Source organism: Psychroserpens burtonensis DSM 12212 (assembly GCF_000425305.1).
Lineage (GTDB): Bacteria > Bacteroidota > Bacteroidia > Flavobacteriales > Flavobacteriaceae > Psychroserpens > Psychroserpens burtonensis.
This window is the reverse complement of sequence record NZ_AUDE01000029.1, coordinates 1-21,013: the sequence shown is the minus strand read 5'-3', so window position 1 is coordinate 21,013 and position 21,013 is coordinate 1. Positions and strand designations below refer to the sequence as shown.

The following is a 21,013-nucleotide window of genomic DNA, read 5'->3' as shown; positions in this document are numbered from 1 at the left end:
ATGAAAATCTGAATCAAGATCAGGATGACGAACGTGTTTATTTTATATAGTTTTGAGCAAATCTCAAAGCCTCCTCAATGCCTTCAGGTTTTTTTCCGCCAGCAGTTGCAAAGAATGGTTGTCCGCCACCTCCACCTTGGATATGCTTCCCTAATTCTCTAACTATAGTTCCTGCATTTAGACCTTTACTGGCTACCAATTCTTTTGAAATGTAACATGACAAAATAGCTTTACCGTCATTTTCTGCTCCAAACAACAAGAATAAATTGTCAAATTGACTCCCTAATTCAAAACATACATCTTTAATTCCAGAGGCATCTAAGTCTAATTTCTTAGCTAAGAAATTTATGCCATTAACTTCGGTTATTTCATTTTTAAGATCCCCTTTTACAGCTTTTGCTTTCTCTTTTAATAAACCATCAATCTGTTTTTTGAGAGTTAGGTTTTCATCCTGTAAACTTTGTAGTGCTTTAACAGGTTCTTTTGCATTATTCAATAGATCTCTCATTTCAAAATACGACCTGTTATTTTCAAAGTAGAACTCTTTAACAGCATCACTTGTAATCGCTTCTATACGACGAATACCAGAAGCTACTGCACCTTCTGATACAATTTTAAAGTGCCAGATATCACCTGTATTTTTCACATGCGTTCCTCCACACAATTCTATAGATTGTCCAAAACGAACTGCGCGTACTGTATCACCATATTTTTCACCAAATAACGCCATAGCACCATCGTCAATAGCTTGTTGCATTGGTATGTTACGCTTTTCTTGTAATGGCAATTTTCCGTAGATACGTCTATTGACAAAATCTTCTACGTCTCTTAATTCATCAACAGTCAATTTTGAGAAGTGTGAGAAATCAAAACGTAAATATTTAGAATGTACCGCAGATCCTTTTTGCTCCACATGAATTCCTAAAATATCACGAAGTGCTTGATGTAATAAATGTGTTGCTGTATGATTACATTCTGTTCTATAACGCTGTTTAACATCTACAGAAGCTTTTTGAGTTTCATTGACATTTTTCGGTAAACTTTTAGCAAAATGAACTGCTATATTATTTTCTTTTTTGGTGTCCACAATATAAACGACATCACCTTGAGCATTTTCTAAATACCCTTTATCACCAACTTGTCCTCCTCCTTCAGCATAAAAAGGTGTCATATTAAATACCAGTTGATATAACTCACCATCTTTTTTAGAAGTGACCTTTCTATATTTAGCAATTTTAACTTGTGCTTCTAGAGTATCATAGCCTATAAACTCTTGTTCTTCATCTTCAATAAGCACGGTCCAATCATCAGATTTTAGTTGTGACGCCTCCTTTCCTCTACCTTGCTGTTCTTTTAACTTCTTATCAAAATCTCCATGATTATAGGTATATCCATTTTCGCGAAGAATCAAATCCGTTAAATCCTCTGGAAACCCATAGGTATCTTTAAGTTCAAATACTTTTGTTCCCGAAATTTCTTTCGTTTGTGAGTTCTCAATGATGCGGTCTAATAAAATCAATCCTTGATCTAAAGTTCTCAAAAAAGAAGCTTCTTCCTCTTTAATTACATTTTCAACCAATTGACGTTGTACTTTCAACTCAGGGAATGTTTGTCCCATTTGTGTTACAAGCACTTCTACTAATCTATAGATAAAGGGTTCCTTTTTATCTAAAAAAGTAAATCCGTAACGCACTGCACGACGTAAAATTCTACGAATGACGTAACCAGCTCCTGTGTTGCTTGGTAATTGTCCGTCGGCAATAGAAAACGAAACAGCGCGAACATGATCTGAAATCACACGAATCGCGACATCGACCTTTTCATTTTTCCCGTATTCTTTATCTGTAATGGTTTCAATTTCACGAATGATGGGTGTAAATACATCGGTGTCATAATTAGACTGCACGCCCTGCATTACCATACATAAACGCTCAAATCCCATTCCTGTATCGATATGCTTATCTGGTAAGTTCTCTAAAGACTTATTTGCTTTACGGTTATACTGCATGAAGACCAAGTTCCAAATTTCTACAACCTGAGGATGATCCCTATTAATTAAAGTTTTTCCATCCACTTTAGCTTTTTCTTCCGCAGAGCGTATATCCACATGAATTTCACTACAAGGTCCACAAGGCCCTTGATCTCCCATTTCCCAAAAGTTATCGTTTTTGTTTCCCATAAGGATTCTATCTTCGGAAATGTGACCTTTCCAAAAATCGTAAGCTTCTTGATCCATTGGTAACTTATCAGCATCATCACTACCTTCAAAAACAGTAACGTAAAGAAGATCTTTATCGATACCGAATTTCTCAGTCAGTAGCTCCCATGCCCAAGCAATAGCTTCTTTTTTAAAGTAGTCCCCAAAACTCCAGTTACCGAGCATTTCAAAAAGTGTATGATGGTAAGTATCATAACCCACTTCTTCCAAATCGTTATGCTTACCAGAAACACGAAGGCATTTTTGGGTATCTGTGAGACGATTGTTCTTGGGCTGCGCATTTCCGAGGAAAAATTCTTTAAATGGTGCCATACCAGAATTGACAAACATCAAGGTTGGATCGTCTTTTAAAACCATTGGTGCAGATGGCACTATACTATGCTTTTTTTCTTCAAAGAAGTTTAAAAATGTATTTCGAATGTCTTGAGACTTCATGCGCTTTTTGTTGTTTTTTTTCATTTGTCACATGGAACATCAAAAAAACAAGAACTTTTTTTGATTAAAGTTATCGTTAGATGTTTCATTTATTGTGATTAAAACGTGTTTCTATTATATTCGATAAATGAGAAACAATTTATATATTTGTGATACGTTCTATTTAGTCTTGCAAAAATAGAATTTTTTAAGATATGGCTAAAGTAAAATATCATTACGATCCAGAAACACTTTCTTACCGCAAAATAGAGCGTAAGAAGGGGAAAACCGTGACGTATGGCTTTATTTTTTTATTAGCCTCTTCCCTTTTCGGATTTCTATTCGTTTTTATTGCTAGCCAATACATACAATCACCTAGAGAACGCGCTTTAAAACGGGAGCTTTCTAATATGGAATTACAATACCAATTATTAAACAAACGTGTTGACAATGCATTTGCTGCTTTAGAGAGCGTAGAAGAGCGTGATAACTCTATTTATAGATTATATTTTGAAGCCAATCCAATACCGCAAGAGCAACGTCGCGCTGGTTTTGGAGGTGTTAACCGTTACAAAAAATATGAGGGTTATGACAACTCAGAACTCATTATAGAAAGCAATAAACGATTAGATAAACTTCAAAAAGCGGTCGTAGTACAATCGCGATCTTTAGATGAAATCGCTGTTTTGGCAGAAGACAAAGAGAAATTCTTATCCTCAATTCCAGCGATTCAACCTGTAAGGAATAAAGATCTTAAGCGCATGGCTTCTGGTTATGGCTATAGAACAGACCCGTTTACTAAGGTGCGAAAATTTCACTTTGGTATGGATTTTACTTCGCCTCGTGGCACACCTGTCTATGCCACTGGTGACGGTGTAGTCATACGAGCAGACAACAATGCTACAGGTTATGGTAATCACATTAGAATAGACCATGGCTACGGTTACATGTCACTTTATGCACATTTATATAAATATGAAGTGCGTTCTAACCAAAAAGTGAAACGTGGTGATCTCATTGGTTATGTTGGCAGTACTGGACGATCTGAAGCGCCACATTTACATTATGAAATCTTTAAAGACGAAGAACGTATCAATCCTATTAATTTTTACTACGGAAATTTAACTGCGGAAGAATATGCGCGTTTACTGCAAAAAGCATCCTTAGAAAATCAATCTTTAGACTAAAGCTATGTACATAAATATTCCAGAAAAACGCTATTATGGTATTGGTGAAGTCGCTAAAGCTTTTGGCGTCAACACCTCTTTAATTAGATTTTGGGAAAAAGAGTTTGATATTTTAAAACCAAAAAAGAACGCTAAGGGCAATCGTAAGTTTACTCCAGAAGACATTAAGAATCTAAAGTTTATTTATCACTTAGTAAAAGAACGCGGATTCACATTAGAAGGTGCAAAAACACATCTTAAAGAAGGCAAAAAACAATCTCTTGACACCTTTGAAATTATAGAAAAACTAGAAGGAATCAAAGCACAACTTAACAAAATAAAATCACAACTATAAAACCCTATTATTATGAAAAAGTTACTCGTTCCTTTAATTATTATAGCCCTTTTAGTAATTGCTGGTTATTCTTGGAGCAAAGGATTTAACAATACAGCAGTTCAGCTCAACGAAGATGTAGGCGAAGCATGGGGAAACGTTCAAACATCTTATCAACGTCGTAACGATCTTATTGGTAATTTGGTAAATACTGTAAAAGGAGCTGCCGATTTTGAACGCAACACATTAACCGATGTGATTGAAGCGCGCTCTAAAGCAACTCAAACCACTATTGATCCTTCAAATATTACACCAGAGCAGTTGAAACAATTTAATGCAGCACAAGGCGGTTTAAGTAGTGCACTATCAAGACTTTTAGTTACTGTTGAGCGTTATCCTGATTTAAAATCGAATCAAAACTTCTTGAAACTTCAAGATGAATTAACAAGCACTGAGAACACAATTCAAACTGCACGTACACGCTACAATGAAGCGATAAAGCCCTATAACATTCATGTGAAAGAATTCCCCAATAGTATTTTTGCAGGAATTTTTGGATTTGATGCTAAGCCCTATTTTGATGCAGAGGCTGGCGCTGAAAAACCTGTAGACGTAGAATTTGATTTTGGCAACTAATTATGTCTAAAGTAGAAGCCTTTTTAACAGCAGAAGAAGAACAAGAAATCATCAGTGCAATACGTGATGCAGAAGAGAGTACGTCTGGTGAGATTCGTGTGCACATAGAACGAACATCAAAAATTGACCCTTTTGAGCGTGCTATGGAAGTTTTTCATTACTTAAAAATGGATAACACCAAACAACAAAATGGTGTTTTAATTTACGTAGCTATTGATGCCAAAACCTTCGTGATTTATGGAGACAAAGGCATTAATGATGTTGTGCCTACTAATTTTTGGGACAGTACAAAAGACGTTATGCAATCTCATTTTAAAGCGAATAGGTTTAAACAAGGTCTCATTGAAGGCGTATTACAGGCGGGAGAGCAATTAACAAAACATTTTCCATGGATTCATGGCGATACAAACGAATTACCAAACGAAATTTCTAAAGGATAAAACCGTCAGTAATATGCAGCATGCAATGCGCAGTAAAAAAAGAACATATCACTTGATGGGTTCAATTAAGTGCCTTTTGATATTTTCATTAGTATTTTTATTTTGTGCTCAAACAGTTTCTGCTCAATTTGATATCCCTCCTATTCCAAAGGAGCAGACGAGTGTATATGACTATGTTGAACTCTTATCGTCTTCCGAAAAAAATAATCTAGAGCAAAAGCTTATTCGATATTCTGACACGACCTCATCTCAAATTGTTGTCGCTATTATCGCCACCACTAAAGGTGAAAATATTGGGCTCTTAGCGCCTAAATGGGCTCAAGAATGGGGAATTGGTCAAGCTAAAGAAGATAATGGTGTTTTTATATTACTAGCGCGCGAAGATCGTAAAATATGGATTTCTCCTGGTTATGGTGTTGAAGATAAATTAACCGCTGGTATCTCAGGAGAAGTCACAAGAAACATTATAATTCCTGAATTTAAAAAAGGGGATTATTACCAAGGGCTCAACAAAGGTTCTGATGCTATTTTTGAAATATTAAAAGGCACTTATCAAGGCACACGACAATCGAATAATTCTGGTGGCGATTTTCCGGTCGGAGTTTTTATAGTCATGTTCATCATCTTTATCATTTTTATCATTGCCATCTCTAAGAATAGACGTGGAGGTGGAAATAATGGAAGTGGTGGCAAAAGAACTAATGGTACCAGCATTTTAGATGCTATCATTTTGAGCAATATGGGTCGCGGAAGCTATGGTAATAGATCTGGTGGAGGTCTCTTTGGCGGCGGAAGTTCTTCTGGAGGTGGCTTTGGTGGAGGCGGTTTTGGAGGTGGCTTCGGTGGTGGTGGATTCTCTGGAGGTGGTGCTGGTGGAAGTTGGTAGGTTTTTAGTCTTTAACTGAAACTCAAATACATCTCAAGGTTAAATACAAAAATTAATTCCGTCCCTGTATTCAAAGAAATATAGATTTGATTTCAGTAAAAAATCAAAACCGGAAGGGTTCAAATCTCTTCTAATTTCTCAAAATGTTTACAATATTTTCTTCGGAAATATGATGTGTTCTTACTGATGGACTTAAAACCCTCCTAATTCAGCGGAGCTGAATTTGTCCTCCCTTCGCAAAGAAGGGAGGAGCTAGATTTTACTAAGTTTTAAAAAAAATTGAGGACTGGATATGTAGACCTTTAAAACGTTATCAAGATCTCAAAACTAAACATTAAAAATAACGCCCTTTTCTGTGAGAACGAATTCTCTGCTTCTTTAAAAGCAGCAGCATCACCTAGTTCTATTTAATATAAATCAGCAACTGTTGACTGTTGACTGTTGACTAAAAATCTAATCCATAAAGAATATATCCCCTTGACCTGTTTCTCCTTTTGACCCCAGACTATTAAATTTCCAGCTAAAGCTTAGCATAAAGTACTGCTCTAATACGGTACTCTGGCTATCTTCAATAAAGTTTTGAGTTGCTCGACGTCTTGCATTTGTATTTTGATTTAACAAATCATAAACTTTCAAAGTCATGAGCGCTTTATCATCTAAGAATGAATAGGCAAGCGTAGAATTCCAAAACCACGCGCTCTTTTGAAATCCTGCAGCAACATTAGGGTTGTATGCAAAATCGATGTTATTAGTCCATTCAAAAGCTTTAGGAAGATAGGTCGTAAAATTTAAATCTAAATCGTGTCTAATGAAATCCACATCTTCAAACGTTTCAATATCAAAGGTGTTTTTTGTAAATGTTAATCGATAACGAGGTCTTAATTCTAACACTTTTTTCCATGTAAACCGCAATCCAGCACTAGGAGTTAGTGATGTTACATTACTTTTATATTGAACTTCATTATTAAAATTCACATTACGATTTAAACTTGCTGATATTCCTGCATCAAATTTGATTGATCTAATAGAGTCTGTTTTAACGGTTTTGCTATAGTTGATGTTTCCGTAGAGGTCGTAGTTACCATTTACATTGGCATAGGTGGTTGTTCTCTTTAAGGTTTCTAGATTTACAATGGTTCTAGAAACTACCGCATTATTATTAAAATTAACGCTTGCATAGCTATAGATTCCTGTTTTTTTCTGAAAATCAAACGCATTATAACCCATATACAGACGATGACTATTTGTGGGTTCTAAATTTGGATTACCAGTAATCGTATTTAACGGATTGGTAACGTTTTGAAAAGGTTGCAACTGTGTTAAACTTGGCGGTCTATTATTTAGCGAATAACCCGTATACATGGATGCCTTCTCGCTAAAGCGGTAATTAAAATAAGAGCGTAATTCTATAGCCTCAAAGTTTCGTTTTATATCTAATTCTGGTCTTAAAAAGTCTTTGTTTTCAAGTGTTCTAAATACATATTTGGTCGTAAAACTGGTAGACCATTTTTCTTTACGATATGATAATTTCAAGGATGGTGAATTTTCTTTATTTTGATACTCAAAGTCTGTACTTAAATCGAGATTAAAATCGGCAAATTGATTAGTCCCCTCATCACGATCAAACGTACGTCGTAAATTAGAACGATTATCATCTCTAAAGTTATATTCAAAATCTAAGAATAACTCTTTTGCTATTAGAGGTAACCTGTAAGTTACTGATGCATTAAAACTGCGGTTATTATTTTCAGAATCGGTGAATTGATCTCGAATAATATCCTCTTCTGAAGAATTTAAAAAGTTAGTCTCTGAGGTTAAAAAATCGTTGGATACGCTTGTATTATATTCGGTATCTATTTTAAACTTCAAGAATGCACCGTTATTACCAAATCGTTTTGTGATATCTAATTCGTTATCAAAATTCTTTGCATCGCTTTCAGAAAATGATGCCGTTGTAGATTGATTGGTCAATTCATTATCTTCATTACGTGTTTCTTCTTCTTCGGAAAACGTTCTATTAGATGTTGACCATTTTAACGAAGGATTGATATTAATTAAAAACGTAGAATCAATTTCTATATCAAAGCCAAGATTAGCACTATGGTTTTCTCCATTACTTAAAGATTTTGATCGCGAATCTGAAAAGAATCGTGAATCTGGCAAGATGTTTTCACGTTCTGTAATGGTTTCGTTATCTGAGTTACTACCAGAGTAAAAATAATCGGCATTGATTTCTACTTTATCACTAAGAACATCTGCATAGTTAGCACCTGCATTTTGGGACGTCGTTATGCCTTCTCCATTACCAAATGATCTACCGTCAATTGTAAATGCACCACTACTATTCATACTCATACTATAACCACCTCCAAACATTTTTTGAATTTCTCCAAAACTAAATCCTGGTGAGTTGGTATTATTTCCACCAGCGAGGACACTTACACGTCTATCATTATCAAAAAAGTTGACCATCCCTGCGAGCTCGTAACGCTCATCTGTTCCTGCACCTCCTGAAACCCTACCAAAAACACCTTTGTTATTTTCTTCTTTTATGGTCAGATTAATAGTTTTATTCTCAGTATCACCCTCTTCTCCTGAGAAAGCCTCAGACTTCGTTTTCGTATCTGTGATTTGAACTTTCTCTATAATGTCCTTTGTGAGGTTACGTGTCGTTATTGTTGGGTCGTCACCAAAAAAAGGCTTCCCGTTAACTAATATTTTACTTACATCTTTACCATTTACAGTGATTTTACCTGCTTCATCAACCTCTACTCCTGGTAACTGCTTTAATAAATCTTCAACGTTAGCATCTTTCTTGGTTTTAAAAGATTTTACGTTGAACTCCAACGTATCCTTTTTAAAGGTAATTGGTGATCGTGATTTAATGACGACTTCATCTAAAGCATTACTAATCCCTAAGGCTATAGCGCCAATATCTATGACATCTTTGTTAATTGTAATTTGTTTAAAATAGGTTTGATAGCCTACAAAATCAATAAACAAATTGAGTTTTTCATCGTAAGTTTCCTCCAGGATTTCAAACAAACCGTCTTTATCTGAAATTGTGTAGGTCACAAGACTACTGTCTCTTACGCGCTCCAAATAAATTGTTGCAGCCTCTAAGGGTTCTTTATTGTCTTCAGAAAGTATCTTTCCTGAAATTTTAAATGACTTGGACTGAGAGAATGAAATGGACACACTTAGGAGTGCGATCACATAGATTAGTTTCTTCATTTGGCTGATTGCTGATTGGCTGATTGGCTGATTGGCTGATGATTAGTACTACTACTTTGACAACGAATGTACTTTAGTTTTCGTATGAAAATTCTTAATTATTTCATAAAATTTAAAGTCACTCCCCCTTTTCTAGAAAAAAAAGCTCCTCAACAGGAAGTTTAAAAAGTTGAGCTATTTTAATTGCTAATAGTGCAGATGGCACATACTTACCTTTCTCAATGGCATTAATTGATTGTCGGCTTACGCCTATTTTTTCTGCTAAATCACCTTGTGTAAAATTATATCTTGCGCGTTCAATTTTGATATTGTTTTTCATGATCTAGGCTCTAGATTTTAAGAAGTTGAATCTAATAATAAAAAAAAGCAAAGGCGTAAACATGTTATACATTAAAACATCAAAAAATTTAAAATTGTATATAAATATTACAGTAAACATCAATATACCGTAGTTCAATATCACTGCCCAAACTAGTGAATCTGTTCTCAGCTTATAAATAAATTCATCTTCTACTTTTTCTTTTGAAAACCCAACACATAAACCTCCAATTATTATCGAAAGCGCAATGAGTTCGTCTGCAATATTATTTTCAATTATTTTAAAGTACGTAATCTTATCATTCGAAAAAGAGGCACCATCATAAATTGACAATACATTAACTTCCATAATATTGGGAGAATCATAAAAGAATAAAAAGACATAGGCAGTTAGTCCAATAATTAATAATATCCAACCTGGAATTTTGAATTTATTTGATAATAAATAATTTGACTTCATAACACTTTACGTTTACAATTAGCACTCAAATGTAAACTAAAAATTACAAAAAGTAAACTAAACTTTACATTATGTAAAATATTATTGCTTTTATTATTATATAATTATTCAATAATTTGTGCTTTACATATCCAAAGAAACACTGTTTAAATACGCTTCAACTAATAGCAAATACAACTTTATTTGGCAAAACACTTACAAAAGCAAACATCCAATAGTTGAACTATTGGATGTGGCACATTTCCGAAGAAAATAAGTTTTATAAAAAAAAATATTTATTTTTTACGCATGTATATACTAATAGGAACCCCTTTAAAATCAAAAAGCTCTCTTAAATTATTCTCTAAGAAACGCTTATATGGATCTCTCACATACTGCGGTAAGTTGCAAAAGAATGCAAACTGTGGCGTAGGCAACTGCATAATGTATTTAATCTTTACGAATTTACCTTTATAAGCTGGTGGTGGATAATTCTCAATAACAGGTAATAAGACTTCGTTAAGCTTACTTGTTTTGATTTTTTTAGTTCTATTTTGATATACTTCAACAGCAGTTTCAATTGCTTTATAAATACGCTGTTTAGTTAATACTGAAATAAACACAATTGGGACATCTGTAAAAGGTTCCATTTCTTTTCTGATCACCTTTTCAAACTCCTTCATGGTCTGGGTCTCCTTTTCTACCAAATCCCATTTATTGACAAGTACTACGATACCTTTACGATTGCGTTGTGCTAGCCAGAATATATTTTGTACTTGACCGTCAAATCCTCGCGTTGCATCTAAAATAACAAGACATACGTCACAATGCTCAATAGCTCGCACACTTCGCATTACAGAATAGAACTCTAAATCTTCTTTTACCTTAGATTTACGTCTAATTCCTGCTGTATCTACTAAATTAAATTCGAACCCGAAGCGGTTATAAGTTGTATCTATAGAATCTCTAGTTGTACCTGCAACATCTGTTACGATGTAACGCTCTTTACCAATTAGCGCATTAATGAATGATGATTTTCCAGCATTAGGACGACCAACGACTGCAAACCTTGGCAAATCGTCTTTTTCTTCCTCTTCTTCTATTTCTGGTAAAGCTTTAACTAGAGCGTCTAGTAAATCTCCTGTTCCGCTCCCATTAATACTGGCAATTGTATAATATTCTCCGAGACCTAATGCATAGAATTCTACGGCGTCTTCAGATCGTTTATTGTTATCTACTTTATTTACAGCTAAAAACACGGGTTTGTTGACCCTACGAAGTAATCTCGCTACATCTTCATCCATTCCGGTAACGCCAGTCTCCACATCTACGATAAATATGATTGCGTCTGCTTCTTCAATAGCCAATTCTACTTGTTTATCGATTTCTGCCTCAAATACGTCATCACTTCCTTTGACATATCCACCAGTATCTATTAAAGAAAATTCTTTTCCATTCCAGTCACTTTTCCCATAGTGTCTGTCTCTCGTTACACCACTTACTGCATCAACAATAGCTTCTCTACGCTGAATTAAGCGATTAAATAAAGTTGATTTTCCTACATTTGGACGACCAACTATTGCAACTATACTACCCATAACTTCTTTATTTTATTTGCGTTACATATCCTGTAAGCGGGTGCAAAGGTAAACAATATGTTGGATGCACTATTATTTTTACCTTAAATAGTATTGAAAGACCCCTTTTACGCTTTTTTTTAAAAGTTTGAATGGGTAACTTTTGAAAGTTTAATCTAAAAACAGTAATTTGATCAGCTCTTATAAAATTATAATGTCTACAACCAACGATATCGTATTAAGACCGCGTTTTAAGTTTCATCTAAAGGAAAACAATACCTCCATTTTAGACCTTTTTGAAGATACCGAGACGACTCAAAAAGATTTTATTATATCTCGTATTGATAATCATCTATTTATTAAAATCCCAAAAGCAAAACAGCATTATTGGTCACCTCAGCTGCACTTAGAGATTAATCAAAACGAGAACAAAGGCAGCATTATTTATGGCCTTTTTGGACCCAACCCAACCGTCTGGACCATGTTTATGTTTTTTCATTTTATTGTGGCTGGATTATTTATAGGATGCGGAATTTGGACCTATGTCAACTGGTCTTTAGGCAATAGTTATGCGTTACAATTGTTTTTTGCGCTTTTTATGATCGTAATATGGCTCGCACTCTATTTTTGTGGTCGCTTAGGTAAAAAAACCGGAATGACACAAATGCACGAATTACATCATTTCATGCGAGATACTTTGCGCACTAATGGGATTCATACTGAAGATTAAGGCATGCTTACTGGTTATAACCAAAACGTTTTAGTTGGCGTTGGTTACTCCTCCAATTCTTGTTCACCTTTACATACAGTTCTAAATGGACTTGCTTCCCAAAGAATTTCTCTAAATCTTTTCTAGCTTCAACACCTACACGTTTTAGTGCGCTTCCTTTGTGACCAATAATAATTCCTTTTTGAGTCTCACGCTCTACCATAATTACGGAGCGCATTCTAATAATGCTATCTTCCTCAAAAAACTCTTCGGTATCGATTTCTACAGCATAAGGAATTTCCTTTTTGTAAAACATTAAGATTTTCTCTCTAATTATTTCATTGACAAAAAATCGTTCAGGCTTATCGGTTAATTGATCTTTAGGATAGAATGCTGGAGATTCTGGGAGTAATTCAATGATTCTACCAAATACTTCTTTAACGTTGAATCCTTCTAGTGCAGAAATTGGAAATATTTCAGCATTTGGCACTTTATTAGACCACAGTGCTACTTGAGACTCTAATTGCTCTTGATCTGATTTATCAATTTTATTTAAAAGCAGTAATACCGGAATTTTAGAACTTGTAATTCTATTAAAAAAAGCTTCATCTTTCAATTCTTGTTCTCCAATTTCTACCATGTAAATTAACACATCTGCATCATCAAAAGCTGATTTCACGAAATCCATCATAGATTCCTGAAGCTCATAAGCTGGCTTTATGATTCCTGGCGTATCACTTAATATGACCTGAAAATCCTCACCATTTACAATCCCTAAAATACGGTGCCTTGTGGTTTGCGCCTTTGAAGTGATTATAGATAACTTCTCTCCAATAAACGCATTCATTAACGTGGATTTCCCAACATTAGGATTCCCAATAATATTTACAAAACCTGCCTTATGCATATCAATTAATTTGTTACAAAGATAGAGTTTAAAACTAAAGTCAGCGAATTAACAATACATCTAATTCTCCTTTTCGTCTAAGACATCTTCTAACTTATTTTTTTGGCTATGAGAATCATGACCCTATTTCATAGCGTAGTGTGCCATAAATTCTGCTCTAAAAAAGAATCCCTCACTTTGATTATGAGCGATAGTTTTTATTCCAGTTCTAATTTTTGATTTCGATACAGAATTACTTCGGAAATATCTCACTATAAATTTATGATCTTGGTTTATCAATCCCTCTATCATACAAGACAATACTTCCTGCAACAGACACATTTAAACTTAATTGCGACTTAAACTTTACTAAGAAATGACTTTTCTTTATCGCTAGTGCTGTTAGCCCATGATCTTCTGCTCCTAATAAATAAACGCAACGTCGCGGATGATGAAAGGTTTCTAAATCTTCAGCTTTATCTGTTAATTCTACACCGACAATTCTGGCTCCTTTTGGCAAGTTCTTAAAAAACTCTTCAAAAGTATCGTAGTGAAAATAAGGCATTGACTTTACTGCATTGTGTGTATCACTCGCTTGTTTAGCGTATCGATTTCCGATGGTAAAAATAAAACTAGCTCCTAAGTTTTGTGCAGAACGCCAGAGCACTCCTAAATTTTCTGGTGTTTTACCGTTTTGGATCCCAATTCCGAAGAACTCATTTTCGAAGTTATTTATCATGAGTTCAAAAGTAAAAAAAAGTTCCTATTTTGGGAAAGGTCAAGAAAAAATCTCTCGTTTTTTTTAATTAAAAGTCGCAGCAGCTTTGTAGTTTGAGAATTTCCGAATGTATAATTATAAAACCGAACTCTATTTTTTAGTTACTCGAAATAAACGCCTTCTGTGGTAAACGAGAAGGTTTTATTACCCAATCCGCCAATCATCACTGCTTGAAATAAGGGATTCAATTTTTTGTCACCATACCACTCAATGATAAAATTAGCGCCAGACCCACCACTATTGTCTTGTTCATCTACGACATATTCTATAGTTTCAAATGTATTGACGTAAATTGGAGATTCTAAATGTTTTACTACTAGCTGCCCTTCGGTATTGTAATAATCAATGCGTTTGATAAATAATGTATCGGTCTCGCTGGTGTTGTGAATACTCAATGTAGACGTTAGGGACGTACGTTCATTTCTAGTACGTTGATAAATATTAGAATATACGGGTACATATACTTTTCGAGTTTTGCTCAGGCTATCTGATGAAGTGACTCGTTTATTAACCATATGGTCTTTTCCGGTCATTTTGGGATTATTATTGGGTGATTCTTGGACACAACTGCATAGAATAACGAGTAATAAAAATATAATGGATTTGGCGAATTTCATAGGTACACTATTAAATTGAAAACTGATAGTACTGATAATCAAAGGTAACAATAACTTTTAATGCATTTAAAAAATTATAAGTTCAGCGAAATTCACTGTTTATCTTGTAAACGGTTATAAAACTATCGATTTGGCGACAGGTTTACTTAATAGTAATAATAAGATTAACCCCTTCGCGTCTATGACACTGGTTTAGACAAATACTTATTTAACACTATGCTCTTCATTTTTATTGACGTGATCGTGATGACATAGCACATTAACTAGGCATCTATTTATAGCATATAGTCCTGCCATTTTATGAGTATGTATTTCTCAATATGATGTTCTTCCCTTTTTAGAAAGCCATATTCATATATAAATAAATAAACATCTCCTTTATTGTTCTTCCAGTAATGGGTAAAAAATTTGGGACTAAACCCTTTTTCTTTTAAAGTTCGGGCTCTTACTGTTACCTTACCCCCTTTGTTAAATTCCTTTAATAGTTTGCGATTAAGCTTTAATTGGTTGTCTACTTTATTATAGAATCGCTCAGGCTGTTCTTTTGCTTGTTGGTATTGATATCCACTTTTACATTGTGGATCACAAAATTTCTTATCTGTTCTACCCACTAGTTGCTTGTTACAAAACAAACATGTTTTATAAAATCTCATATGTTTTAAAATTAAGTGAATATTATACGTATCCTATTCGTATAAGATACGTTTAAATCATTTACATCCAGTAAATTGCATAAAAATACTTTATGGAAAAGGGAAGGAGTGTTACTTTAAAACATCTTTTAATTAAGGGCAAAAGATATGTCGGACTGCAATTCAACACAGACAAAATTATTCAGGCACTTGTTAAAGGGTTACCAGACGTAAAATGGAGTACTGAGTTTAACATGGCTTACATTTTAAACTCAAAAGCGAACCTTAACGAAATATTCGAGATTTTTAGTGGTGTTGTTTGGGTCAACTGCAATTACTTTTTTGATAAAAAACCATTAAACAATAATAATGAACCAATAGATATTACCTGGTATAGAAAAAGGTCTCTACCAGAAAATTTCCGGCATTGTCCTACACCATATTTAGATAGACTACAATTAAAAAAGTATGCAAATAACACTGTAAAATCATATATTCTTGCCTTTGAAACATTCATAAACTATTACAATACAAAAGAACTGATACAAATCAATGAAAATGATGTTAGAGAGTATATCCTTACATTAATTCAAGAAAACAAATCTGATTCTTATATAAATATAGCAATTAACAGTATTAAATTTTATTACGAGTCTGTGCTAGGTATGCCCAATCGGTTTTATCAAATAGAACGACCTCGAAAGGAAAAAAAATTACCAAAAGTACTTTCAAAAGAAGATGTTTTACAAATTATAGCGCACACAAATAATTTGAAGCACAAATGCATTGTAAGTCTATTGTATTCCTCTGGAATGCGGAGAAACGAATTCGTTAATTTAAAAATAACAGATATTCATAGCAAAAGAATGTTAATACTCATTGAAGCGGCTAAGGGCAAAAAGGATCGTTATACGATACTTTCTCACACATTATTAAAAGATTTACGAGATTACTATAAACAGTGGAAACCCAAAAAATACATTGTGGAAGGAGCCTATGGACAACAGTACTCTGGACAAAGTATTGGCAGAATAGTAACAAATGCCGCAAAAAAAGCTGGCATACAAATTACTGTAACGCCACATATGCTTAGACATAGCTTTGCAACTCACCTTTTAGAAGACGGTGTTGATTTGAGGCAAATTCAAGTTTTATTAGGTCACAGTTCTTCTAAAACGACAGAGATATACACCCATGTTGCGATGACTACATTTAAGAAAATAAAGAACCCTCTAGATCTCTGAGAATATAATTGAGATATATACAACATATGTTATATATATCCTATATTTGGGTGTATATATAACATATGTTGTATATACTATTGTTAGCAAAAATTTAATCAACCTAACTACAAATGAATAAAGCTTTCTCAAAAGAAGAAAATATTTTATATAGCTTTTTAAATACTGTGTACCCTCTTACAGAATTGGAATTTAAGCCCATAGCTGAAATTTTAAAAAAGAAAAAATACAAAAAGGGAGAAATTATTCTAGATATTGGTCAAGTTGAAACAAAAACTAGTTTATTAATTAAAGGCTTTGTTCATCAGTACGTAATAATTGAAGGGGAGTTGTTTACAATTGATTTTTCGCTTTCCGGTATGAGTTTTAACAATTTAACTAGTTATATAGAAAACTCGCCTTCAAATCAAATACAAAAGGCAATGACTGATGTAGAAATTCTTTATTTTAAAAAACAAGATATTGAAAAATTACTATTAAAAAGCCAACCTTTTTGCTACATCTACACGAAGCTATTTGAACAAGTACATTCAGAGCGTGAAAAAAGGTCTTTACTCTTGCAACACAAAGATGTCTTTAAAAAGTATGAATTATTTCTAAAAACAATTGAAAAATCTAAAGTATTCATAGAAGAAATACCTCAAAAATTAATTGCAAATTACTTAAGTATGACACCTGAATCTTATAGCAGAGTAAAAAAGGAATATCTAAAAAAGTAAATTCATTTATTGATTTAAAATAAGTTTTATGACTTAAAGTTGTTTCACCTTTGTGGCAAAATTTTAATTATGAAATTTATTTATCTTTTATTTATACCTATACTTTTGAGTTGCTCAAAAGATGAGAATTTAGAGATCATTGGAGTTATCGAAGAATTTAGTCTACAATCAAACATTATTAACGATAGCTATCCTATTTATGTTTATTTACCTGAAAATTATTCCAATGATTCTTCCAATCAATTGATAATTGGTTTAGATGGTGATACTCGATTCAATGCTATAGCAAATCTAATTTCCGATAAAACTCAGAACGGAAGTATGCCACCTTCTATTTTAATATCTATTGGAAACAATAAAAATAGGAATCGAGATTATACGCCAACATCTTATGATCACGGTACTGGAGGTGCTAATAACTTTTATCAGTTTATTAAAGAAGAACTGATACCTGAACTTGAATCAAGATATAATTTAGACCCCTCAAATAATAAAACACTAATTGGACATTCTTTTGGTGGGTTATTCACACAGTATGTTATGGCACAAAATAGGCAAGATAACCCATTCAATAAATTTATTGCGGGTGGCACATCATATTGGTATGATTCAGGTGTTATATTCGAATATGAACAGAATTATGCAAATGAAAACATTGACTTAGATGTAACATTTTATAATGGAATGGGAACCTTAGAAGGAGGAGTTATGCTGGCGTCTTTTGAGGAAATGAATGAGCGTATAGACAATAGAAACTATCCGAATTTTAAGCATAAAAGTGAATTAATAGAAAAAAGCGGACATACGGGTTCTGCACACACAATATTTAAAAAAGGATTAGACTATGTATTCAGTAATTAGAATAATTACAATTATCGGTTTGTTATCTATCAGTAACACGTTATACGCTCAAAAAACCAACAACAACTCTTTAGAAATAGGTGTATTGGGAGCAGGCGATGAATCATTATATTACGGAGGCTACAGCAAATTTATCGTACCGCTGTCTAATAAAACAAATTATTTTACGATTTCTTTTGCTCTAACTGCCTACTTCGATTTTAAGGGAGAATCAGAACCAAATGCTTATTTAGTAGATGATATTGATATGCGATTAATACCAACTGTTAATTTTGGGTATTCGTTAAATTTTAATAAAGTCCAATTAAATTTTGAAGTACCAATTGGTTTAAGTTATGCCCATACAAAAGGTACTTTGGTAAATGAAAGAATAGGTTTCGAACGTGATTATTCCAATAATGAAGTTTTCTTTAATTATGGATTTTCTTTTTCACCAAAATACAAGATTAATAATTATAATAGCATTGGACTTACTACATTTCTACCTTTTATTAAGGACAAAGCTCAATCTGGATATCAGATTGGAATTGGGTGGACAAAAACTTTTGCTAACAATGTATATAAAAAATAGGACGATTATTGCTTGACCAATGGCTTGGGCTTATTTACGGGGTCGCCATGTTTTTAATTTGTATTTTAACTAATAATAAAGTTAAGAAAAAATTAAAAATATGGCTTCTTGATTTACGGAAAGTTAAATAGTTACCAACTGCCCTACTTTTCATATACTAACCGTTGTAAAACATTAAAAAAAGCCGATTGAATAAGAAGAAAAAATTGAAAATAATTTGCGGAATATTGGCGTTGTATGTAATCGCAAGCCTATTAATTGTATTTCTAATTCCAAATTTTCAGTTTCGGAATTATGAAATGAACAGAGCTTACGGAATTACTTTCGGGATTTTATCATCAACTCTATTTTTACTTTTATTTTGGACTATAAGACACATTAAATCGGAGAAAATAAAACAATTTCTGATTTTTATAAACGGATTCGCTCTCATTTTTGCGCTTGGAAATCTTGCTGTTTACTCTGCAAAAATTGACCCAGATATTCAATATAGAGATTATAAAACTTTATATATTAATAAAGAAAACGACAATGAAAAGATTGTAAGCCAATATGACGTGAATTGGAAAACTTTGGAAAAAGAATACCAATTTAATCACGTTACGGATTACGGAATTTTTAGAATTTATAAATCATACCGAATTGACACTTTGAATTTGAGAATTGAAGATTGGAAAAGAAAGAATTGAAATCAGAACGTAGAAAAACGTTTTACAACACCGTGTATAATTAATTGCTTGGGTCACTGCCGACTTACGAACATTCCTGCGGAATATTCTATTCGGTTTTTATTTGCTAAATTAGTTGCTTAACAACGCAACTAACCATACACAGTCACGTTAGGCACAATTATGAAAAACATCTTGAACATATTAATAATACTTCTGACTTTTAGTGTTCAAGGTCAAATTTCAGAATCTTGGAATCTGAATATTGATAGTTATACTCATAATTCATCGAATTACGCTTCGAAATTTCCACCAATCGAAATTGCGGAATTTTCAAATGGCGATAACGTAGTTTTATCTCAAAATGGAACTCTAGTCAAATTAAATGCTAACGGAGAAATAATTTGGCGTAATGAAATCAAAACGTGCGCTCAACAGAGAATATTAATAGACTCAAATGACTATATTATTTTTAGTTGCGGAACCGAAATAACGAAATTTGACTCGAACGGAGAAATCATTTGGAATAAAGACTATTCGAATATATTCAGTAAAAAATATTTGACCTTCGACGCCATTACTTCTGATAACGGAAATTTATATGTTGCTGGTCATTTTTTCCATTCAAAGCATATATGCCAACTTTCGATTGATAAAAATGGAAATGTACTATGGAAAACCAAGTTCAAGCAAGATGTGGATTATGAATTTTCATTTTTACCACCAAAACAAATAGTAGTTTTTGATAATACTATTTTTATTCTTGCTCATCACTACACAAAATCTAATTCATTTTTATATTCTTCTAATCTCAAAGGGAAGAAAAGAAAAGAAAAACAAGTAGATTTCAAAATCAAAAAAATAAAATCATTTGAAAATTCTCTATTTGCTTTAGGACATTTAAATAACCTAAAAGATAAATTGATTTTCGGAAAAGTAGATGAAGGTTTAGAGTTATCGAATATATCTGAACTTAAATTACCTAGAAACCTAGAATACAATGAAAATTCAACAGGTTGGGCAACTAAACCACCAACAAAAGAGGAATTTGAAAGGGAATATATTACAGCATACAATGTTAATGATTTCGAGTTTTTAAATACAAAGAACTTATTAATTGTTGGGAATTCCAGTGGAAAACCTTGGATTTTAAACTTGAATTTAGATAATGGAATAACTTGGAATTGGGACATTGCAGATGATAGATATTTTAAGTTTGACAATAAATACACAAGTCATTATTACGTTCTGTATTCTATTAACCAAGTCGGAAATAAATATTTAATTTCTGGAATTAGCGAAGAACAAGATGACCAAGAAAATCGGTTTGTGAAATATGTAAACTTATTTGTCCGAGAAATAGAAATGGAAAAATAACAGTGCCTAACAACGTATATATCTCATAGCTAATTAGTTGCTTAATCGAAGTTAAGGCGTATTTGGAAAGTTGCCAAATTTTTAAATTTGACGACTTTCCATTAAAAAAGATAAATAGTAAAATTTAAAAATCTGGCTTGTGCTTAATCCGAAAATTATTTTCTAATTTACACGCTACGAGCCATATACAATACCGTTAGCTGTAATAATGACCCGTCCTGAAATAAGGCTACATAATTTTAAACATTATGTATAGAAATGACAAAGTAATTAGACGTTACAGCGAACC

General features: G+C 33.2%; 21 protein-coding genes. 12 read left to right on the top strand and 9 right to left on the bottom strand.

Features of this window, described 5'->3' with window-relative positions:
* Window positions 1–37: 37 nt before the first annotated feature.
* Window positions 38–2,653 (bottom strand): alanine--tRNA ligase, encoded by a 2,616-nt coding sequence (gene alaS / locus H593_RS0113245; RefSeq protein WP_028872897.1) that lies wholly within the window; start codon window positions 2,651–2,653, stop codon window positions 38–40.
* A 194-nt stretch (window positions 2,654–2,847) separates the two neighbouring features.
* Between alaS and H593_RS0113240 the strand changes: the two genes are divergently transcribed.
* The 5 genes from H593_RS0113240 to H593_RS0113220 are packed head-to-tail and all read left to right on the top strand — an operon-like array spanning window position 2,848 to window position 6,094.
* Window positions 2,848–3,819 carry a M23 family metallopeptidase gene (locus tag H593_RS0113240; protein ID WP_028872896.1) on the top strand — a complete coding sequence of 324 codons (972 nt, stop codon included), beginning with the start codon at window positions 2,848–2,850 and terminating at the stop codon, window positions 3,817–3,819.
* 4 nt (window positions 3,820–3,823) lie between these two features.
* On the top strand, window positions 3,824–4,153 hold the full coding sequence (locus H593_RS0113235; protein WP_028872895.1) for a MerR family transcriptional regulator: 330 nt from the start codon (window positions 3,824–3,826) through the stop codon (window positions 4,151–4,153).
* Between the two features lie 12 nt (window positions 4,154–4,165).
* On the top strand, window positions 4,166–4,768 hold the full coding sequence (locus H593_RS0113230) for a LemA family protein (RefSeq protein WP_028872894.1): 603 nt from the start codon (window positions 4,166–4,168) through the stop codon (window positions 4,766–4,768).
* 2 nt (window positions 4,769–4,770) lie between these two features.
* Window positions 4,771–5,208 carry a TPM domain-containing protein gene (locus H593_RS0113225; RefSeq protein ID WP_028872893.1) on the top strand — a complete coding sequence of 146 codons (438 nt, stop codon included), beginning with the start codon at window positions 4,771–4,773 and terminating at the stop codon, window positions 5,206–5,208.
* 55 nt (window positions 5,209–5,263) lie between these two features.
* Window positions 5,264–6,094, top strand: coding sequence for a TPM domain-containing protein (locus tag H593_RS0113220; protein WP_028872892.1), 831 nt, complete (start codon window positions 5,264–5,266; stop codon window positions 6,092–6,094).
* Window positions 6,095–6,547: 453 nt separating this feature from the next.
* Here H593_RS0113220 and H593_RS0113215 read toward each other — a convergent pair whose 3' ends face one another.
* The 4 genes from H593_RS0113215 to der form a co-directional block, all read right to left on the bottom strand.
* On the bottom strand, window positions 6,548–9,328 hold the full coding sequence (locus H593_RS0113215; RefSeq protein WP_028872891.1) for an outer membrane beta-barrel protein: 2,781 nt from the start codon (window positions 9,326–9,328) through the stop codon (window positions 6,548–6,550).
* 118 nt (window positions 9,329–9,446) lie between these two features.
* Window positions 9,447–9,647, bottom strand: a complete 201-nt coding sequence (locus H593_RS0113210) for a helix-turn-helix transcriptional regulator (protein ID WP_028872890.1) — start codon at window positions 9,645–9,647, stop codon at window positions 9,447–9,449.
* Window positions 9,648–9,650: 3 nt separating this feature from the next.
* Entirely contained in the window at window positions 9,651–10,106 is a 456-nt protein-coding gene (locus H593_RS0113205; RefSeq protein ID WP_028872889.1) for a hypothetical protein, read from the bottom strand.
* 275 nt (window positions 10,107–10,381) lie between these two features.
* Window positions 10,382–11,683, bottom strand: a complete 1,302-nt coding sequence (gene der, locus H593_RS0113200) for a ribosome biogenesis GTPase Der (protein ID WP_028872888.1) — start codon at window positions 11,681–11,683, stop codon at window positions 10,382–10,384.
* Between the two features lie 193 nt (window positions 11,684–11,876).
* On the opposite strand from der, the gene H593_RS0113195 reads away from it, so the two are divergent.
* Window positions 11,877–12,392: a hypothetical protein gene (locus H593_RS0113195; protein ID WP_028872887.1), complete on the top strand. Its 516-nt coding sequence runs from the start codon at window positions 11,877–11,879 to the stop codon at window positions 12,390–12,392.
* A gap of 7 nt (window positions 12,393–12,399) precedes the next feature.
* Here H593_RS0113195 and era read toward each other — a convergent pair whose 3' ends face one another.
* From era to H593_RS0113170, 4 genes are all read right to left on the bottom strand, one after another.
* Window positions 12,400–13,278 (bottom strand): GTPase Era, encoded by an 879-nt coding sequence (era, locus tag H593_RS0113190; protein ID WP_028872886.1) that lies wholly within the window; start codon window positions 13,276–13,278, stop codon window positions 12,400–12,402.
* Between the two features lie 259 nt (window positions 13,279–13,537).
* Complete coding sequence (locus tag H593_RS0113180) at window positions 13,538–13,996, bottom strand: RNA methyltransferase (protein WP_028872885.1); 459 nt, start codon at window positions 13,994–13,996, stop codon at window positions 13,538–13,540.
* A 140-nt stretch (window positions 13,997–14,136) separates the two neighbouring features.
* Complete coding sequence (locus tag H593_RS0113175) at window positions 14,137–14,568, bottom strand: DUF3124 domain-containing protein (protein WP_051229734.1); 432 nt, start codon at window positions 14,566–14,568, stop codon at window positions 14,137–14,139.
* Between the two features lie 359 nt (window positions 14,569–14,927).
* Window positions 14,928–15,305, bottom strand: a complete 378-nt coding sequence (locus H593_RS0113170; RefSeq protein ID WP_028872883.1) for a hypothetical protein — start codon at window positions 15,303–15,305, stop codon at window positions 14,928–14,930.
* A 92-nt stretch (window positions 15,306–15,397) separates the two neighbouring features.
* Here H593_RS0113170 and H593_RS0113165 point away from each other — a divergent pair, with 92 nt between their 5' ends.
* From H593_RS0113165 to H593_RS0113135, 6 genes are all read left to right on the top strand, one after another.
* Window positions 15,398–16,528 carry a tyrosine-type recombinase/integrase gene (locus H593_RS0113165; protein WP_028872882.1) on the top strand — a complete coding sequence of 377 codons (1,131 nt, stop codon included), beginning with the start codon at window positions 15,398–15,400 and terminating at the stop codon, window positions 16,526–16,528.
* A gap of 113 nt (window positions 16,529–16,641) precedes the next feature.
* Window positions 16,642–17,247, top strand: coding sequence for a Crp/Fnr family transcriptional regulator (locus H593_RS0113160; RefSeq protein ID WP_028872881.1), 606 nt, complete (start codon window positions 16,642–16,644; stop codon window positions 17,245–17,247).
* 69 nt (window positions 17,248–17,316) lie between these two features.
* Window positions 17,317–18,108 (top strand): alpha/beta hydrolase, encoded by a 792-nt coding sequence (locus H593_RS0113155; RefSeq protein ID WP_028872880.1) that lies wholly within the window; start codon window positions 17,317–17,319, stop codon window positions 18,106–18,108.
* Window positions 18,092–18,679, top strand: a complete 588-nt coding sequence (locus tag H593_RS0113150) for a hypothetical protein (protein WP_028872879.1) — start codon at window positions 18,092–18,094, stop codon at window positions 18,677–18,679. The genes H593_RS0113155 and H593_RS0113150 overlap by 17 nt, the downstream gene beginning before the upstream one ends.
* 188 nt (window positions 18,680–18,867) lie before the next feature.
* Window positions 18,868–19,368 carry a hypothetical protein gene (locus H593_RS0113140; RefSeq protein WP_028872878.1) on the top strand — a complete coding sequence of 167 codons (501 nt, stop codon included), beginning with the start codon at window positions 18,868–18,870 and terminating at the stop codon, window positions 19,366–19,368.
* A 162-nt stretch (window positions 19,369–19,530) separates the two neighbouring features.
* Window positions 19,531–20,724 (top strand): PQQ-binding-like beta-propeller repeat protein, encoded by a 1,194-nt coding sequence (locus H593_RS0113135; RefSeq protein WP_028872877.1) that lies wholly within the window; start codon window positions 19,531–19,533, stop codon window positions 20,722–20,724.
* The last annotated feature ends 289 nt before the right edge of the window (window positions 20,725–21,013 follow it).

Coding starts and splice junctions, on each gene's coding strand:
- H593_RS0113180 (WP_028872885.1), bottom strand. CDS start 13,996: ATGATAAATAACTTCGAAAATGAGTTCTTCGGAATTGGGATCCAAAAC.
- der (WP_028872888.1), bottom strand. CDS start 11,683: ATGGGTAGTATAGTTGCAATAGTTGGTCGTCCAAATGTAGGAAAATCA.
- H593_RS0113215 (WP_028872891.1), bottom strand. CDS start 9,328: ATGAAGAAACTAATCTATGTGATCGCACTCCTAAGTGTGTCCATTTCA.
- H593_RS0113210 (WP_028872890.1), bottom strand. CDS start 9,647: ATGAAAAACAATATCAAAATTGAACGCGCAAGATATAATTTTACACAA.
- H593_RS0113220 (WP_028872892.1), top strand. CDS start 5,264: ATGGGTTCAATTAAGTGCCTTTTGATATTTTCATTAGTATTTTTATTT.
- H593_RS0113160 (WP_028872881.1), top strand. CDS start 16,642: ATGAATAAAGCTTTCTCAAAAGAAGAAAATATTTTATATAGCTTTTTA.
- H593_RS0113235 (WP_028872895.1), top strand. CDS start 3,824: ATGTACATAAATATTCCAGAAAAACGCTATTATGGTATTGGTGAAGTC.
- era (WP_028872886.1), bottom strand. CDS start 13,278: ATGCATAAGGCAGGTTTTGTAAATATTATTGGGAATCCTAATGTTGGG.
- H593_RS0113165 (WP_028872882.1), top strand. CDS start 15,398: ATGGAAAAGGGAAGGAGTGTTACTTTAAAACATCTTTTAATTAAGGGC.
- H593_RS0113205 (WP_028872889.1), bottom strand. CDS start 10,106: ATGAAGTCAAATTATTTATTATCAAATAAATTCAAAATTCCAGGTTGG.
- H593_RS0113135 (WP_028872877.1), top strand. CDS start 19,531: ATGAAAAACATCTTGAACATATTAATAATACTTCTGACTTTTAGTGTT.
- H593_RS0113170 (WP_028872883.1), bottom strand. CDS start 15,305: ATGAGATTTTATAAAACATGTTTGTTTTGTAACAAGCAACTAGTGGGT.
- H593_RS0113155 (WP_028872880.1), top strand. CDS start 17,317: ATGAAATTTATTTATCTTTTATTTATACCTATACTTTTGAGTTGCTCA.
- H593_RS0113175 (WP_051229734.1), bottom strand. CDS start 14,568: ATGACCGGAAAAGACCATATGGTTAATAAACGAGTCACTTCATCAGAT.
- H593_RS0113195 (WP_028872887.1), top strand. CDS start 11,877: ATGTCTACAACCAACGATATCGTATTAAGACCGCGTTTTAAGTTTCAT.
- H593_RS0113240 (WP_028872896.1), top strand. CDS start 2,848: ATGGCTAAAGTAAAATATCATTACGATCCAGAAACACTTTCTTACCGC.
- alaS (WP_028872897.1), bottom strand. CDS start 2,653: ATGAAGTCTCAAGACATTCGAAATACATTTTTAAACTTCTTTGAAGAA.
- H593_RS0113230 (WP_028872894.1), top strand. CDS start 4,166: ATGAAAAAGTTACTCGTTCCTTTAATTATTATAGCCCTTTTAGTAATT.
- H593_RS0113150 (WP_028872879.1), top strand. CDS start 18,092: ATGTATTCAGTAATTAGAATAATTACAATTATCGGTTTGTTATCTATC.
- H593_RS0113225 (WP_028872893.1), top strand. CDS start 4,771: ATGTCTAAAGTAGAAGCCTTTTTAACAGCAGAAGAAGAACAAGAAATC.